Here is a 15,690-nt window from a genome sequence, read left to right as displayed (position 1 = left end):
AATTCCTACTAATTTTGATATTTTAGTAGCCTCAATATCTAGGCAGAAATATCTTAAAATTTCCCTAAATTTCTTTTCTGAAATTTAGGGAACGATATATGTACTTATTTTTCATCGATATAATCATACTTTTAAGCTCCTTGTTAAGAACTTAAATTAAAGAGAGCCAAAATTTATTAGGCTAAAAGTGAGAGTAGTGATAAAGTAAAGCATTTTTGTAAAGCAAAATGTTTTAAAAATGTTTTAAAATACTTAAAATTTATTTATGATATTTAAGTAGCTAAAGGCTTTTAGCGACACTTTATTAAAGTTTTATCGTCTGTTTATTAGCAAAGCAAATCTGTAGCAAGATATCAAAATAGCATTTGGCTGTCATCTATAAAGATACTTTAAAATTTTATCAAATGATTTAAAAATTTTAAAGTATTAAATATGCTTGTTTTTATTTGCTAAGCTTTTCTTAGCTCTAGCAATAGATATAATACAGTTAGTATAAAAACAGCACCTGAAGATAAAAGTAAAAAGCACAGTATCATAGATACTCCATTCTTTAAAGCCAAAGCCCACAAAGGGGCTTTGGGATTAACACATCTTGCAGATTGACGATTGATACCAAATGGGTCGGCAATACGCAAAATTACCTAAAACTACTAAGAATTTTAGGATATAGGCTTCTTACGAAGCCCTTCGCGTAAAATGCTTAAATTATTGTAGTAATTTAAGGACGTTTTGCTGAACTGAGTTAGCCTGACTCATAGCATAGCTTCCTGATTGTGCTAGGATGTTATACTTAGAGAAGTTCGCTGACTCTTGAGCGAAATCCACGTCACGGATTTGGCTCTCAGCTGCTTTTACATTCACTTGAGTTACTGTGATGTTATTTACAGTTGAGATTAGTTGATTTTGCACTGAGCCTAGGTCTGAGCGGATGAAGTCAAGTGTGCGTTGTGCAGACTCAGCTATATCCATTACAGCCATCGCACCGCGTAGTGTCATAACACCAGCTGATTGAGCGACTGTTAAGTTTTTACTCATTCTTTGAAAGCCCATCGCAGATGCTAGTTTGCCATCTATCTGACCGCGTATCTCACGTAGTGATACTGATGCTTGAGCACCACCATTTGATGTCATCATAGCTTTAGAAACAGCCTTAAAGAAAGCAGAACTTGTATCATTAGATATCTTAATATCTCTACCATCTAGTCTTACTAGATTTAAACGACCAACAAAACCAAAGCTTAGCTTTGCACCACTACCGCTAAATCCAGCACCTTTACCAGTTACTTGTATAGCACGACCGTCACGGCTAGTTAGCACCATTTTGCCTTCTGTATTTATAGATGCTTCTACGCCTGTTTGGTCTTTAACAGAGTTGATAGCATTTACCAATGCACCGTTACCGTCGTTTGCTTTAACTTCTAAATCACCAATCTTAATACCGTTGATAGTAAGACTTGTTACATTTCCAGCTGTCAAAGCTTTATTTGCAATCCATGTAACATCAAATGATGCACGAATGCCAGTTTTATCAGCTACTTTGTTGATGTTCTCAGCTAGACTACCAACACCCTCGCCTATACCTGTGCCTAGTTTTGACTTAGCTACAGTTACGTCATTTACACCATCGACTTTTAAGAACTTCATAGTAAGCTCTACACCACCTTTGGTTGCACTTTGAGAGAATACACCTAAGCCTGTGCTTTCAAAGCGAGTTAGACCTATCTTATCAGATGTAGTAGCACCGATACTTGCTTTAACTGTTTGGTTAGAGTAGGCACCGATTTGGAATTCTTTATTAGAGAATGTTCCGTTTAGTAACTGCTGACCGTTAAATGATGTAGTGTTGCCGATGTTATCTAGCTCTTCCATAAGTCTAACGATGTCAGCTTGAAGTGCTTGACGAGAACGAGTTGTCTGTCCGTCTTGGGCTGACTGAGTAGCTTTGACCTTGATAGTGTCAAGTATCTTTAACTGCTCGTCCATTGCCTTGTCAGCTACTTGTATGATACCGATAGCGTCGTTACCATTTGCTATAGCTTGACCTAATGCACTTGCTTGTGAACGAAGGCTATCTGCAATAGCCAAACCTGATGCGTCATCTGCTGCTGTTTGGATCCTCAAGCCTGAGCTTAGTCTGCCAAGAGAGTTTGTGATATCTCTGTTGTTGCCTACGGCGTTAGCGTGAGAATTCATCGCGTTGATGTTTGTGTTAATACGGAAACTCATTTTAAATCCTTTTATGTTTATTGCTAACCTTTCCCTTGATTAGCTTAAAAACTATATCGGCACAAATAAAAAATACTTTAGGGGGTAAATGCAAAAATTTATAAAATTTTGCATTTATAATGATAAATAATGCTAAATATCGGCATAAAAGGCTAAAATATGCACTAAAGCTGCAATGAAATAAATATGGTAAATCTGAGTGATTGATCGGCAGTGCGGATAATCAGATGTGAAATAAATGTATGGGGTTGGTAGCGAGAGATTTAAGCTCTAAATACTTCAAGTGCAGATTATAAAATCATATAATAAATAATAAGATAGCATTTTAGGCGTTTGCCAAATTAATTCTAGACTGCAAAACCCATAATAATAAAAACCAAAACTCATAAGATAATATTTTAAGCACTTTAAATTTCTAATCTCTTTTAATGTGTTTGCTGCTTTTTATTAGTAATTAAAACACAAATTAAAATAATAAATCTAATATAAACGCACTAATAAACAAATAAGAATTTGCATTTTTAAAAATTTAAAACAACTTAACTAACCACTGATAAAAAACAACTTAATCTAGAAAGACAATCTAATAAGTAATCTCATCACTTCATGGCAATAAGAAAGTAAAAATGATTAAAACTGCTATAAATCCCTGAGTATCGGTATAAAAAGGAAGTAAAAAGAAGTGAAAGAAACTTAAAAAAGATAAAATGGTGGAGTTAAGCGGGATCGAACCGCCGACCTCTTGAATGCCATTCAAGCGCTCTCCCAGCTGAGCTATAACCCCAAAGATTTTTGTATTTTACAGCAAATTATCTTACAAAATTTTGAAATTTTGTAAAATTTAATCAAAATAAAATAAAATTTTAAGCAAACGTTAGATAAAATTGCAAACTTCAATGCGGGAATAGCTCAGGGGTAGAGCATAACCTTGCCAAGGTTAGGGTCGCGAGTTCGAATCTCGTTTCCCGCTCCATTTTTTTGCCCAGGTGGTGGAATGGTAGACACAAGGGACTTAAAATCCCTCGGAAATTTTTCCGTGCCGGTTCAAGTCCGGCTCTGGGCACCACTATTTTTGTTTTTAAGGTTTGTTGGCGACATGGCCAAGTGGTAAGGCAGAAGCCTGCAAAGCTTTTACCCCCGGTTCGAATCCGGGTGTCGCCTCCAAATGCTTAGGAGGTACGATGAAAATTTTGTCTTTAATCTTTGTTGTTTTGTTGTGTTTTGCTGGATGTTCTAATACTTGGAACGGCGTAAAAAGTGATAGTTCAAATGCGGCTCAATGGACAAAAGAGAAGATAAATGATGGTGCAACCTATATAAAAGAAAAAACAGAGTAGTTTTATACCAAGTTAAGTTAGTTTTGGTATAATTCAATTCTTTAAAATTTCGGGAGATGGCTGAGCGGTCGAAAGCGGCGGTCTTGAAAACCGTTGAGGTGTGAAAGCCTCCTGGGGTTCGAATCCCTATCTCCCGGCCATATTATCCATTTTTTACTCAATCAATCCAATCTTGTTTTAATATTTTATATTCATAATTTATGCAGTATGTGAAATTTACCACATCACTAAAAATCAAAAATAAATCTATTTTAATTAAAATTCTAGTAACAACTTTGTCTTATCCGTTTGCAATGTCTATATTAATTTTAGTAAATTTCGTTTTATTTATAATTTTTAAAATATTATTAAATCGACTTTAGTTTGTATGGTGATAACTTAAAATTGTAATTTTGTGGTTTGTAAGATTGGTTAATAGGACTATTTGGTGTTTGTTTGACCAAAATAAGCTATTTGCAAATTTTATTTTAGATGTTGCTAGAAGAAGTGTCAATATAAGCAAAGCCAAGCATTAATTAAGATGGCAAATGCAGATAAAGTAGGACAAAACAAGCTTTAATACCACGCAAACGGACGTAAGCGTAAAGCTTCAATCATAAATATTAGCCAACTCAAGGAGAAGCAAATAAGCAGCATTTGTCTTGCTAAAACAGAACTTTGCAAACCAATATCGCAATAAGACCCCCTAAATGCAACATCAATTATATTATGGTAATTGGATTGTATACTATAAATCACTGTGGTATTTCATGATAAAGTTGCTCTTAAAACACCAAATGACACTTTGTATATAAAGGCACCAACAAAGACTAAAACGGATTAGGCGACAGACAGAAGTTTGTATCGTAGTTAAAGCATTGCCGTGCCAGATTTAAAGGGTTTTTAACTAACACAAAAAAGTTTAAGGCATTGTAAAATTTATCACTTTGACCTTGAATAAATAGCTATAAACCCTAATATTTAGGCATTTATTGCTAAATTTTCTATACTCTTAATTCTTGTAAAATTTTACATTAATTATTAAAGTTTAAATAATGCAGAAAATATCTTAAAAATTCAAAAATTACTTGATAAAAATACACATATGACAGTAAAAGATTGTAAATAATGATGGTTTTGATAACTTTGAAGAAAAAGTAAAATTTAATTTTAAAAATATATTAAATTTTACTTTTATTATAAAATATTAAAATTATCTTGACAAAATAATCAAATTTATTATATAATCGTGATTAGAAAACTTAATTTGATTAAATAAATTTTATAGATTAAAATTTAAGGAGCAAAGATGAATGTTATAGTTGGTTGCAAGGTTGTAGCCGAAGAGCAGGATATAAAGGTTTTAAGCGATGCTAGTTTGGATTTAGGCGGTGCAGTAATCAAAATCAGCCCATTTGATCTAAACGCGCTTCAAGCAGCAGTTGATCTTAAAAATTTAGATCAAAACATAAACATAAAGGTTCTTAGCATAGGTGATAAAAATCTTGAAAATAGCAAAATTCAAAAAGACATTTTATCTCGTGGGGCTGATGAGTTGCACATCGCAGTAAGTGATAGCTTTACAAATTTACTATCTCACGATACGGCTGAAATTTTTAAAAATGCAGCCCAAAGCATAGGCTATGATCTTATTATCTGCGGCGATGGCTCGGCTGATTTTTTCGCTGGACAAGTTGGTGTTAGAGCAGCTTCAAAGCTTAATATCCCAGTCGTAAATGGTGTCAAAAAAATCGTATCTTTAAATGATAAAAGCATTGTTGTGCATTGTGAGCTTGAAGATGAAATTTTAGAGCTTGAAGTTGCTTTACCAGCACTCATTTGCGTCTCAACTGACATCAACACACCAGCCATTCCTGGTATGAAAGCGATCCTAGTGGCTGCAAAAAAACCTGTAAATAAAATAGAAGTAAATTTTACCCCAAGCAACCTAGTCGAGCTAGAAAGTATCAAAGCACCTAAAAACAAAGACAGACTAGGCGAAATCATGCAAGATGACAGCGATGAGAGCGTGGCGAAATTTATCGCAAATATCAAAAGCGTTTTAGGTTAGAAAGGATTTTTATGAGTAAGATTAATAATGTTTATGCGGTTGGAAGTTGCGCTGAAATTTTAGGCGGAGCGATAGAGCTTGGCGATAGTGTTTTTGCTTTTGTTAAAAATGCAGATGAAGCAAAAAGTGCCTTTAGTTTGGGAGCTGGTGAGGTTTTTGTTTATGAAAATTTTGATGATGTTGTTAAATTTTTACAGGATAAAGACGGGCTTGTTTTGCTGCCAAACTCAAAGCAATCAAAGCTTTTTGCGGCAAGTTTGGGAGCGAAGCTAGATTGTGGTGTTTGCACGGAAGTTTTTGGAGTTGAAATTTCTGGCACAGCTGTAAAATGCCAAAAGATGGTTTATGGCGGACTTGCGGTAGCGACTGAAAAGATAAACTCAAAACTAGCCGTTGTCGTGGTAAATTCAGGCACTTTTGCCCCAGCCAATCAAACTTGCGATAGCTTTAAAGAGGCTCAAATTTTGGCTACGACACAAAATCAATCAATTAAAATTTTACAAAAACTACCAAAAAAACAGAGCAATGTAGATCTAAATAAAGCCAAAAAGATAGTTGCTATCGGCAGAGGTGTTGCAAAATTTGAAGATATGCAGATGATTAAAGAGTTTTGCACTCTTATCGGTGCCGAGCTTGGCTGCACTCGTCCGATCGCAGAGAGTGAAAAATGGATGGAGCATGAAAGGTATATAGGTATATCAAGCGTCATGGCAAAGCCCGAAATTTACATAGCTATCGGCGTTTCAGGACAGATCCAGCATATGGTCGGCGTAAAAGATGCGAGTAAGATCATAGCTATCAACAAAGATAAAAACGCACCTATCTTTTCTTATGCGGACTGCGGCATAGTGGGTGATTTATACAAAGTCTTACCAGAGGTTATAAAATCTTTAAAATAAAGGAGATACTATGAGAGATTATCATGGTTCAAATGAAGTAAAAAGTGAGCTTAGAGACGATGGGATTTTAATATTAACGATTAACAGACCCGAAAAAAGAAATGCCCTAAACGGCACAACTTCGGCAAAGATGGAAGAGATCATAAATTTAGCCGAAAAAGATAATGCCGTGCGTGTTATCATCGTTACTGGTGAGGGCGAGAAGAGCTTTTGTGCAGGAGAGGATCTAAGTGAGCTAAGCTCAACTGGCGAGTGCCAGACGGTTACGGCACATGGATTTGGCGGACTTACAAATCGCCTTTGCCCAAAACCGATAATTTGTGCGGTTAATGGCACAGCTGTTGGCGGTGGCATGGAGATAGCCATCTCTTGCGATCTTATCGTAGCTGTAAAGGGTGCTAGATTTGGTCTGCCAGAGGTTAAGGTTGGACTTATCGCCTCAACTGGCGGACTTGTGCGAATGGCAAGAGAGATCCCACGCAAAGTGGCTATGGAGCTTTGTCTTACCGGCAAACTCATCTATGCAGACGAGGCAAAGGAGCTTGGAATTGTAAATTATGTAGTTGAGCCTGAGAATTTGATGAGCAAAGCGATCGAACTAGCCGAGCAGATCGCAGCAAATGCTCCGCTAAGTCTAAAAATCACAAAAGAGATTATGCATATAGCACCTTCGATGTCGCTTGATGATGCGATGCGATACTCTGATACGGCGTATAGATTTATCGAAAAAACGGCAGATGGCGTAGAAGGACCGCTAGCCTTTATGGAGAAAAGAAAGCCAAACTGGCAAGGCAAGTAAAATTTAAAGCCCCTTGCAATATACAAAGGGGCTTTAACGCTTTTAAATTTTAAACTCTTGTTTTAATTAAAAGCGTGAAGACAGGGGGAGGATATGGAAGAGATTATATTTTCCGTTTGTATCGGAGTTTTTGTGATTATCACAGGCTTTATTTTAAACGCATCTTTGGCAGCAGAGCAGAGTAAAGTTTGCAAAAAGGCTTAAAATGAATATCTATATTGTTGGAATTCTAATCGGTCTTATCGTATATCTAGCTATCGGCTTTTGGGCTGGTAAAAAGGTAAAAAGCGTTGATGATTACTATGTCAGTGGTAGAAATGCCACTACATTTTTCATCACTGGCACGATGTTTGCGTCTATGCTTAGCACAAACGGCTTTATGGGCGATGCTGGTTATGCCTACGGCGGAAATTTAACGACACTATTTCTCATAAACACCCTTTGTGCTTGTGGTTACATCATCGGTCCGCTCTATTTTGGAAGATACATTAGAAGAGTTCAGGCAAACACGATGCCAAGCTACTTTGCTAAACGCTTTAATAGCCCAAGGATCGGCAGACTTGCTGGGATTATAACGATATTTTCTTTGACAGCTTATCTTATAAGCGTCATCTCTGGCACAGCCACACTTATGCAGACTTTGCTTGATCTTGATAGAGTGTTGTGCTTGTTTGTGGCTTGGATTTTTATCGTGGCTTTTACGATCTATTCTGGCTCTCGTGGCGTCATTATCGTTGATACTACTATGTGTATTTGTTTTTTATTTTCTACACTTTTGGTTGGATATTTTGTCTTTGAAAATGTTGGCGGAGTTACAAATTTAGTCTCAAATTTAGCTGCAAATCCAAACACTCCGCAAGATTTGCTTACATATCATGGCAACACTGGCGGTGGAAGTGTCTTTGATATTATGATGTATGGTATCACCGTTGGTATCATTTGGATGATAACGGTCGCCGTTAGTCCGTGGCAAGCGGGACGAAATTTGATGGCGAAAAACGAGCATGTGATATTTCGCTCAGGCGTTTTATCAGCTATTTTAACGATATTTTTTCTGCTTTTTGTCTATGTCGTAGCAATCAGCGTCATACTTGTAAATCCAAATATGCCAAACCCAGAGCAAGTCATAATATGGGTCGCATCAAACGAAAGTATCGTGCCAAAATTTATAGGCGTATTTTTGCTTACTGGCATACTCTCAGCTGGGCTTAGCTCGGCTACGACATTTCTTTCGGTTGTTAGTTTTTCGCTGGCAAATGATGTTTTTGATATGAAATTTCAAAGCGAAAAATCACAGATAAGATTTACTAGATATGTTGTTTTTGCAGTTAGCCTTTTTGCTCTTTTAATTGCCTCATTAGAGCTTGCTAGTATGCGGATCATCGCTTGGTTTGCAAGCACGATCATAGCGGCATCTTGGGGATATGTGGCATTTGCAAGTATATGGAGCAAAAATCTAAATGAAAACGGCGCATACTGGGCGATGCTTGGCGGATTTGTGGGGTATTTGGCGGCAAAAATTTTAGCCCAAGTTTTTGGTGTGCCGCTTAAAAATTTCCTTGATCCATTTTTTGTGGGAATTTTTATAAGTGTAGTTTGTGCAATGATAGCAAACTCTGGTGCTAAGCAAAGCAAGGAAGAGGTTGAGTTTATAAAAATTTTAAAAACCATTCCACAAAGTGAAAAAACGCTTAAAGATTACAAAATCGACCGAGTCTACGCATATCTTTTGATGTTTTCAGGAGTTGCGATAACGGCGGTTTTGATATATTTTTGGGCGTATCCAGTAGTGAGCGGAAAATTTTAGGAGATTTTTATGATAGATAAAAATAAAATCGATGTTTTAAGTCAAATTTCAAAGCAGATGAAAAAAGCAAACGCACTTCAAGCCAAACTTGCCGCAAAATCACCCATTGCAAATGATGATTTGCAAATGCAAAAAAACTACGAAAACGAGCGTAAATTTTGGAATGAAGGCGGAGCCGTGATGAGCGACATTTGCGAAGAGCTTGTGTCATGGAAAGGTGGCAATGTAAGAACTAGGATTTACTATCCGACAAATGCGGATACGTTTAACGCTTTGTTTTTTATGCACGGCGGTGGCTGGGTCGTAGGAAGCATTGATACGCATGATAAGATTATGCGAAATTTGGCAGCTTTTAGTGGATTTGCCGTTGTTGGGATTGATTATTCGTTAAGTCCAAAGGCTAAATTTCCACAGCAAATTTTAGAGTGCGAAGCCGTGATTAAGCACTACATAAAAAATGCAAAGAGATTTAAAATCTCAAATAATTTTGTAGCTTATGGAGGCGATAGCGCTGGGGCAAATTTAGCCATAGCGACATTTTTACACCAAAGAGATAGTAAAAAGGCGTATAAATTTGTAAAAGCGATGATACTATATTACGGAATTTACGGGCTTAAAGACTCAGTTTCTCGCACGCTTTACGGCAACGAGGTTGATTATTTAAGACAGCAAGACATCAAGTATTACTACGATATGTATCTGCAAAACAAAGACGATGAAAACTCACCGTTTGTAAATATTTTTAACAGCGATTTAAGCGGTGAAATTCCGCCTTGCTTTATCGCTTCAAGTGAGTTTGATCCGCTTTTAGACGATAGCGTTGCACTTTATAAAATTTTAGCACAAAACGATAAATCTCATAGGCATAAAATGTATAAAAAGACAATGCACGCATTTTTGCACTACTCAAAAGTGATGAGCGTGGCAAAGACTGCTTTAAAAGATAGTGCGAAATTTTTAAACGATGTTTTAAACAAAAACAATTAAACCATGAAAGGGGTTAAAATGGAAAAGAAAAAAGTTGGGATTGAACCTAAAGTGTTCTTTCCTTCGCTAATTGCAGTTGCGATTTTAAGCTATCTAGTTGTTCGCGACTTAGACGCTGCAAATCGCGTGATAAATGCTACTTTCGCCTATGTTACTGGCTCTTGGGGATGGGCTTTTGAGTGGTATATGGTGATTATGGTTATTGGCTGGTTTTGGCTAGTTTTTGGTCCGATGAAGAACAAAAAACTTGGTGATGAAAACGACAAGCCCGAATTTAGCACGATAAGCTGGATCTTTATGATGTTTGCTTCTTGCACCTCAGCAGCTGTTTTATACTGGGGAACGGCTGAAATTTACTACTATGTCACCACTCCGCCGTTTGGACTTGAGCCGATGAGTATGCAGGCAAAAGAACTTGGACTTGCCTATAGCTTATTTCACTGGGGACCGCTTCCATGGGCGACATATAGTTTGCTCTCAGTTGCGTTTGGATACTTTTTGTTTGTTAAAAAGATAAATGTTGTCCGCCCAAGCGGCACGATAGGCACAGCTGTTGGCGAAAAACTTGCAAATGGTTGGCTAGGCGTTTTGATAGATAACCTTTACATAGTCGCACTAATCCTTGCTATGGGAACCAGCCTTGGACTTGCTACTCCGCTTGTAACTGAGTGTATAGAGTGGATATTTGGCATAAAAAGAACACTACAGCTTGATACCATGATCATCTCTTGTTGGGTTGTATTTAACGCAGTTTGTGTGGCTTTTGGTTTGCAAAAGGGGATAAAATTTGCAAGTGATTTAAGAAGTTATTTGATGATTATTATGCTTGGTTGGGTTGTGATAGTTGGTGCTTCTACATTTACGATTAACTACTTTACCGATAGCGTAGGTCAGATGTTTTTTAATCTCGGCAGAATGCTATTTTACACTGACGCAATAGGAAACGGTGGCTTCCCACAAGGCTGGACGGTGTTTTACTGGGCTTGGTGGGTTGTTTATGGCATTCAAATGTGTATATTTTTAGCAAGAATTTCACGCGGCAGGACGGTTCGCGAGCTTTGTGTCGGTATGGTTGCAGGTCTAACAGCCACAACTTGGATACTTTGGACGATACTTGGAAGCAACACTATAAATTTGATGATAACAAAGGCTATTGACCTACCAGCCATCATTGCACAGCACGGACTTGCTCGTGGTATTATCGAAACTTGGGCGGCTCTGCCATTTTCAACTTTAACAATGTGGGGCTTTTTTATTCTCTGCTTTATCGCGACAGTTACGCTTATCAACGCTTGCTCATATACATTGGCTATGAGTACTTGCAAAGAGGCGACTGGATACGATGAACCGCCACTTTGGGTTCGTATTGGCTGGTCGGTTTTAGTTGGTATCATCGGCGTTACACTGCTTGCACTTGGCGGATTAAAGCCTATACAAACGGCTATCATCGCCGGTGGTAGTGTGTTATTTTTTGTAAATATTATCATTTTAGTTGCATTCTTTAAAGATGCTAAGAAAAATAATTGGTACTAGGAGTAAGATATGAATTTTGACTTAACAGACGAGCAACAACTCTTTGTAACAGCTGTAAAAGAGCTGATGCAAAGCAGAAACTGGGAGGCGTATTTTGCAAAGTGTGACGAGGCTCACGAATATCCTATCGAATGGACAAAAGAGATAGCAAATCTTGGTATAGATACTATGCTTTTACCAGAAGAGCATGGCGGTATGGGAAGTGATTGGGTTACGCTAACGGCGATATGGGAGGAACTTGGCAGATGTGGCGCTCCTACATATGTGCTTTATCAGTTTCCAGGATTTTCAACGATATTAAAATACGGCTCACCTGAGCAAATAGAGAAAATTTTCGCCTTTCGTGGGACTGGCGAGCAGATGTGGAATTCTGCTATAACTGAGCCAAGCGCTGGATCTGATGTAGGAAGTCTAAAAACAACATATACCAAAAAAGATGGCAAGGTCTATCTGAACGGACAAAAATGCTTTATAACTTCAAGTGCAAAAACTCCATATCTAGTCGTAATGGCAAGAGATAGCCAAAGTGAAAAGCCAGTATTTACTGAGTGGTTTGTAGATATGAAAAAGCCAGGCATTAAGCTAACTCATCTTGACAAACTCGGTCTTAGAATGGATAGTTGTTGTGAAATTTCGTTTGACAATGTTGAACTAGATGAAAAAGATATGTTTGGCGAGTATGCAAACGGCTTTAACCGCGTAAAAGAAGAATTTGACGCAGAGAGATTTTTAGTTGCTTGCACGAACTACGGCATTGCATATTGTGCATTTGAAGATGCGGCAAAATACGCAAACGAGCGTGTTCAATTTGGCGAGGCGATCGGCAGAACTCAGCTCATACAAGATAAATTTGCCAAGATGTCGATGAAGCTAACGGCGATGAAATATATGCTTTACTCAACTGCGTTTAAGATGGACAAGGGCGAAAATGTAACTGGTGAGAGTGCGATGTGTAAGTATTTTTGTGCAAATACCGCTTTTGAGGTGGTCGATGATGCGATGCAGGTGCTTGGAGGTATTGGCGTAACTGGACATAGAGTGAGCCGTTTTTGGCGTGATTTAAGGGTTGATAGACTTTCAGGTGGATCTGACGAGATGCAAATTCTAACCCTTGGCAGAGCGGTTTTAAAAAAGTATAAATAACAAGATAAAACTGAAATCTTAAAAAGACAAGGCGAAAGTATCGTAAAGTTAGGCGAGGCGGTTTTTGCAAGACAAGGGAGTTTATGTTTGATAAATGACCGAAGTTTTGCAAAAAGCAACGAAGCACAACAAAGCGAGATGACGCCGCCAAGAAAGGAAAAATATGAAATTTAACACACCAAAATTTGGACCTCTTTCAGGTGTTCGCGTAGTATTTTCAGCGATGGAGATCGCTGGACCATTCTCAGCTCAGATGCTTGCAGAGTGGGGCGCGGAAGTCATCTGGATAGAAAACTCAAAATATCCAGACACTATAAGAGTTCAGCAAAACTATAAAGAGCTAAGTCGTAGAAATTTATATGCACTTTCGCTAAATATTTTTAGCGATGAGGGCAGAGAAATTTTTTATAAGCTTATTAAAGAGTGTGATGTATTTATCGAAGCTAGCAAGGGTCCAGCCTTTGCCAAAAAGGGCATAACAGACGAGGTGCTTTGGTCGCACAATCCAAAATTAGTTATCGCCCATCTTTCAGGCTTTGGTCAATACGGCGATCCTGAATATACAAACTTAGCCGCCTATAACACGATCGCACAGGCATTTAGTGGCTATCTTATCCAAAACGGCGATACAAATCAGCCTATGCCAGCATTTCCTTACACGGCTGATTATATGTGTGGGCTAACCGTTACTAGCTCAGTTTTGGCTGCACTTTATAACGCCCAAAGAACTGGCAAAGGCGAGAGTATCGATGTGGCGATGTATGAGGCGATGCTAAGAGTCGGACAATACTATATGATGGACTATCTAAACGGCGGCGAGATGTGCCCTAGAATGATAAAGGGCAAAGATCCACTTTACGCTGGTTGCGGGCTTTACTCTTGTAAGGACGGATATATTGTATTTGAGATAGTTGGTGTTTCGCAGGTTAAAGATATGTTTGAGCTAATTGGAATTTCTGAGCTTTATGGCAGCGAAGATGTGCCGGTCGGTACTCAGCTAATCAGCCGTAAAATGCAAGTAAATGATGCATTTGAGGCAGCTTTGGATAAATTTTTCGCTTCTAAAACGATAGTTGAGGCACTTGAAATCTTAGCTAAACTAAATGTCGCTGGTGCAAAAGTGCTTGAAGTAAGCGAACTTCAAAATAACCCTCAATACATAGCAAGAGATAGCTTTACAACTTGGAAAAACGCAGCCGGCAAGGACTTCACTGGTCCAAATGTTATGCCTAAGTTTAAAAACAACCCTTGCAAAATTTGGCGTGCTATGCCAAATTACGGCGAAGATACAGCTGATATCATGGCTCATCTTGGCTACACGGCAGATGAAATTTCAAAGCTAAATGAAGCAAAAATCGTAAAAGTAGGCAAGTAAGATGGATATGATAGGCGATATGGATTTAAATGGCTATTTTAACGAACTTGCCGAAAATTTTGGCGACAAAACGGCTATTATCTTTGAAAATGGCGACGAAAATCCTATCAGCCTATCGTATAAAGAGTTAAACTCAAACATCAATAAAGCGGCAAATTTGCTAATTTCAAAGGGCATAAAACAGGGCGATTTTGTCGCTTTGCATCTAAAAAATGGCATTGATTTTGTGCTTGGCTTTTTTGCAGCCTGTAAAATCGGAGCCATAGCAGTGCCGATAAATGCAAATTTTTTGCGAAATGATGCGGAATTTATCATCAAAAAAACAAATCCAAAGCTGCTTATCACAAAGCAAGAATTCAGCCACATTTATGACGATTTACGCCCTAATGATATGCAAATTTTGCTTGGCTTATCAAACCAGATAGATGACTGTTGTGAAATTTTAAATACGCCAAAGATTGATAACCTAAAACCTGCACAGATTATTTTTACATCTGGGACATCATCTTTTCCAAAAGGCGTTGTGATAACGCATTATAATCTAATCTTTGCAGGACATTACTCATCGTGGCAGATAGGACTAAACGGCGACGATCGCTATCTAACCGCAATGCCGCTTTGGCATATAGACGCACAATGCACCGCAATGATGCCGACATTTTCTCGTGGAGCGACATTTGTCTTGGCTTATAGATATAGTGCGTCTAAATTTTGGTCTTGGATTTTAAAGCACAAGATTACGATAACTGAGTGCATACCAAAGATGATGCGAACGCTAATGCTACAAAAAATTGCAGCTGGTGAGAAGGATCATAGCCTTCGTGAAATGCTCTTTTATCTAAATATAAACGAGGCTGATTTGCAGAAATTTTTAGATAGATTTAATTTAAAAAGCGTTTTAACATCTTATGGAATGAGCGAAACCATCGTGGGGCTTATCACGGATAGACCTTATGAAAGGCGTAAATTTCCATCCATTGGGCGAGTTGGGTTTTGTTATGAAGCAAAGATCGTAGATAAGTGCGGAAGTGAGCTTTTGCCTTTTGAAAATGGCGAAATTTGGATCAAAGGTGAGCGTGGCAAGAGTATATTTGACGGATATTTTAACGACGAAAATGCGACAAGCAAAGCCTTTTCAGATGATGGCTGGTTAAAGACTGGCGACATCGGATACACCGATGAGAGCGGATATTTTTACTTTGTTGATAGGAATATAAATCTCATAAAAGTTTCAGGCGAAAATGTATCAAGCATTGAGGTGGAAAACTACATCTCATCTTGCGAGAAAATTTTAGAAGTTGCGGTCGTTGGCGTGGAAGATGAGTGTTGCGGAGAGATTGTCAAGGCTTGTGTTGTCTTAAAAAGTGGAGAAATTTTAAGAGAGGACGAGCTTATAAGGTATTGCAAAAAGGGGCTTGCAAAATTTAAAGTGCCAAGTATAGTGCAGTTTTACGACAAACTTCCTAAAACTTCAACTGGCAAGGTTAGAAAAAATTTATTGAAAGGGTAGAAATGGAAGATAAATTTGATGTGA

At 38.0% G+C, this 15,690-nt stretch carries 11 protein-coding genes, 5 tRNA genes and 1 pseudogene; 14 read left to right on the top strand and 3 right to left on the bottom strand.

The features are described 5' to 3' along the window. The 3 genes and pseudogenes from LQU93_RS09275 to LQU93_RS09265 all read right to left on the bottom strand — a co-directional run. Positions 1-127, bottom strand: a pseudogene (locus LQU93_RS09275) (IS1595 family transposase); the annotation flags it as partial. 578 nt (positions 128-705) lie between these two features. Next, entirely contained in the window at positions 706-2,226 is a 1,521-nt protein-coding gene (locus tag LQU93_RS09270) for a flagellin B (protein ID WP_229933604.1), read from the bottom strand. A gap of 708 nt (positions 2,227-2,934) precedes the next feature. After that, positions 2,935-3,010: transfer RNA gene (locus LQU93_RS09265), tRNA-Ala, on the bottom strand. 114 nt (positions 3,011-3,124) lie between these two features. On the opposite strand from LQU93_RS09265, the gene LQU93_RS09260 reads away from it, so the two are divergent. The 14 genes from LQU93_RS09260 (at position 3,125) to LQU93_RS09195 (ending at position 15,666) form a co-directional block, all read left to right on the top strand. Next, positions 3,125-3,199: transfer RNA gene (locus LQU93_RS09260), tRNA-Gly, on the top strand. A gap of 7 nt (positions 3,200-3,206) precedes the next feature. Beyond that, positions 3,207-3,292 (top strand) — tRNA-Leu (locus LQU93_RS09255). A gap of 24 nt (positions 3,293-3,316) precedes the next feature. Then, positions 3,317-3,390, top strand: a tRNA-Cys gene (locus tag LQU93_RS09250). A gap of 17 nt (positions 3,391-3,407) precedes the next feature. Next, positions 3,408-3,563, top strand: coding sequence for a hypothetical protein (locus LQU93_RS09245; protein WP_229933603.1), 156 nt, complete (start codon positions 3,408-3,410; stop codon positions 3,561-3,563). A gap of 50 nt (positions 3,564-3,613) precedes the next feature. Then, positions 3,614-3,703 (top strand) — tRNA-Ser (locus LQU93_RS09240). A gap of 1,148 nt (positions 3,704-4,851) precedes the next feature. Further along, a complete protein-coding gene (fixA, locus tag LQU93_RS09235; protein ID WP_229933602.1) occupies positions 4,852-5,613 on the top strand; it encodes a putative electron transfer flavoprotein FixA in 762 nt (253 codons plus the stop codon). Between the two features lie 11 nt (positions 5,614-5,624). After that, positions 5,625-6,512, top strand: a complete 888-nt coding sequence (locus LQU93_RS09230; protein WP_229933601.1) for an FAD-binding protein — start codon at positions 5,625-5,627, stop codon at positions 6,510-6,512. A 10-nt stretch (positions 6,513-6,522) separates the two neighbouring features. Beyond that, positions 6,523-7,311, top strand: coding sequence for an enoyl-CoA hydratase/isomerase family protein (locus LQU93_RS09225; RefSeq protein ID WP_229933600.1), 789 nt, complete (start codon positions 6,523-6,525; stop codon positions 7,309-7,311). A gap of 205 nt (positions 7,312-7,516) precedes the next feature. Next, complete coding sequence (locus LQU93_RS09220; protein WP_229933599.1) at positions 7,517-9,118, top strand: sodium:solute symporter family protein; 1,602 nt, start codon at positions 7,517-7,519, stop codon at positions 9,116-9,118. A gap of 9 nt (positions 9,119-9,127) precedes the next feature. Beyond that, positions 9,128-10,105, top strand: a complete 978-nt coding sequence (locus LQU93_RS09215; protein ID WP_229933598.1) for an alpha/beta hydrolase fold domain-containing protein — start codon at positions 9,128-9,130, stop codon at positions 10,103-10,105. Between the two features lie 18 nt (positions 10,106-10,123). Next, the gene (gene caiT / locus LQU93_RS09210) at positions 10,124-11,638 is read left to right on the top strand and encodes an L-carnitine/gamma-butyrobetaine antiporter (RefSeq protein WP_229933597.1); all 1,515 of its coding nucleotides are present in this window, start codon (positions 10,124-10,126) and stop codon (positions 11,636-11,638) included. A 9-nt stretch (positions 11,639-11,647) separates the two neighbouring features. Beyond that, positions 11,648-12,781 carry a crotonobetainyl-CoA dehydrogenase gene (gene caiA / locus LQU93_RS09205; protein WP_229933596.1) on the top strand — a complete coding sequence of 378 codons (1,134 nt, stop codon included), beginning with the start codon at positions 11,648-11,650 and terminating at the stop codon, positions 12,779-12,781. Positions 12,782-12,944: 163 nt separating this feature from the next. Then, on the top strand, positions 12,945-14,156 hold the full coding sequence (gene caiB / locus LQU93_RS09200; RefSeq protein ID WP_229933595.1) for an L-carnitine CoA-transferase: 1,212 nt from the start codon (positions 12,945-12,947) through the stop codon (positions 14,154-14,156). 1 nt (position 14,157) lies between these two features. Continuing rightward, positions 14,158-15,666 carry an AMP-binding protein gene (locus LQU93_RS09195; protein WP_229933594.1) on the top strand — a complete coding sequence of 503 codons (1,509 nt, stop codon included), beginning with the start codon at positions 14,158-14,160 and terminating at the stop codon, positions 15,664-15,666. Positions 15,667-15,690: the final 24 nt, after the last annotated feature.

It is taken from the genome of Campylobacter majalis (assembly GCF_905120465.1).
Lineage (GTDB): Bacteria > Campylobacterota > Campylobacteria > Campylobacterales > Campylobacteraceae > Campylobacter_A > Campylobacter_A majalis.
The sequence above is the reverse complement of the archived record's forward strand: the minus strand, read 5'-3'. Positions and strand labels throughout refer to the sequence as shown.

What these genes read in the sequence shown, in the direction of transcription:
- caiA (WP_229933596.1), top strand. Translation starts at nt 11,648, where the DNA reads ATGAATTTTGACTTAACAGACGAGCAACAACTCTTTGTAACAGCTGTA.
- LQU93_RS09215 (WP_229933598.1), top strand. Translation starts at nt 9,128, where the DNA reads ATGATAGATAAAAATAAAATCGATGTTTTAAGTCAAATTTCAAAGCAG.
- caiB (WP_229933595.1), top strand. Translation starts at nt 12,945, where the DNA reads ATGAAATTTAACACACCAAAATTTGGACCTCTTTCAGGTGTTCGCGTA.
- LQU93_RS09195 (WP_229933594.1), top strand. Translation starts at nt 14,158, where the DNA reads ATGGATATGATAGGCGATATGGATTTAAATGGCTATTTTAACGAACTT.
- LQU93_RS09230 (WP_229933601.1), top strand. Translation starts at nt 5,625, where the DNA reads ATGAGTAAGATTAATAATGTTTATGCGGTTGGAAGTTGCGCTGAAATT.
- caiT (WP_229933597.1), top strand. Translation starts at nt 10,124, where the DNA reads ATGGAAAAGAAAAAAGTTGGGATTGAACCTAAAGTGTTCTTTCCTTCG.
- fixA (WP_229933602.1), top strand. Translation starts at nt 4,852, where the DNA reads ATGAATGTTATAGTTGGTTGCAAGGTTGTAGCCGAAGAGCAGGATATA.
- LQU93_RS09220 (WP_229933599.1), top strand. Translation starts at nt 7,517, where the DNA reads ATGAATATCTATATTGTTGGAATTCTAATCGGTCTTATCGTATATCTA.
- LQU93_RS09245 (WP_229933603.1), top strand. Translation starts at nt 3,408, where the DNA reads ATGAAAATTTTGTCTTTAATCTTTGTTGTTTTGTTGTGTTTTGCTGGA.
- LQU93_RS09225 (WP_229933600.1), top strand. Translation starts at nt 6,523, where the DNA reads ATGAGAGATTATCATGGTTCAAATGAAGTAAAAAGTGAGCTTAGAGAC.
- LQU93_RS09270 (WP_229933604.1), bottom strand. Translation starts at nt 2,226, where the DNA reads ATGAGTTTCCGTATTAACACAAACATCAACGCGATGAATTCTCACGCT.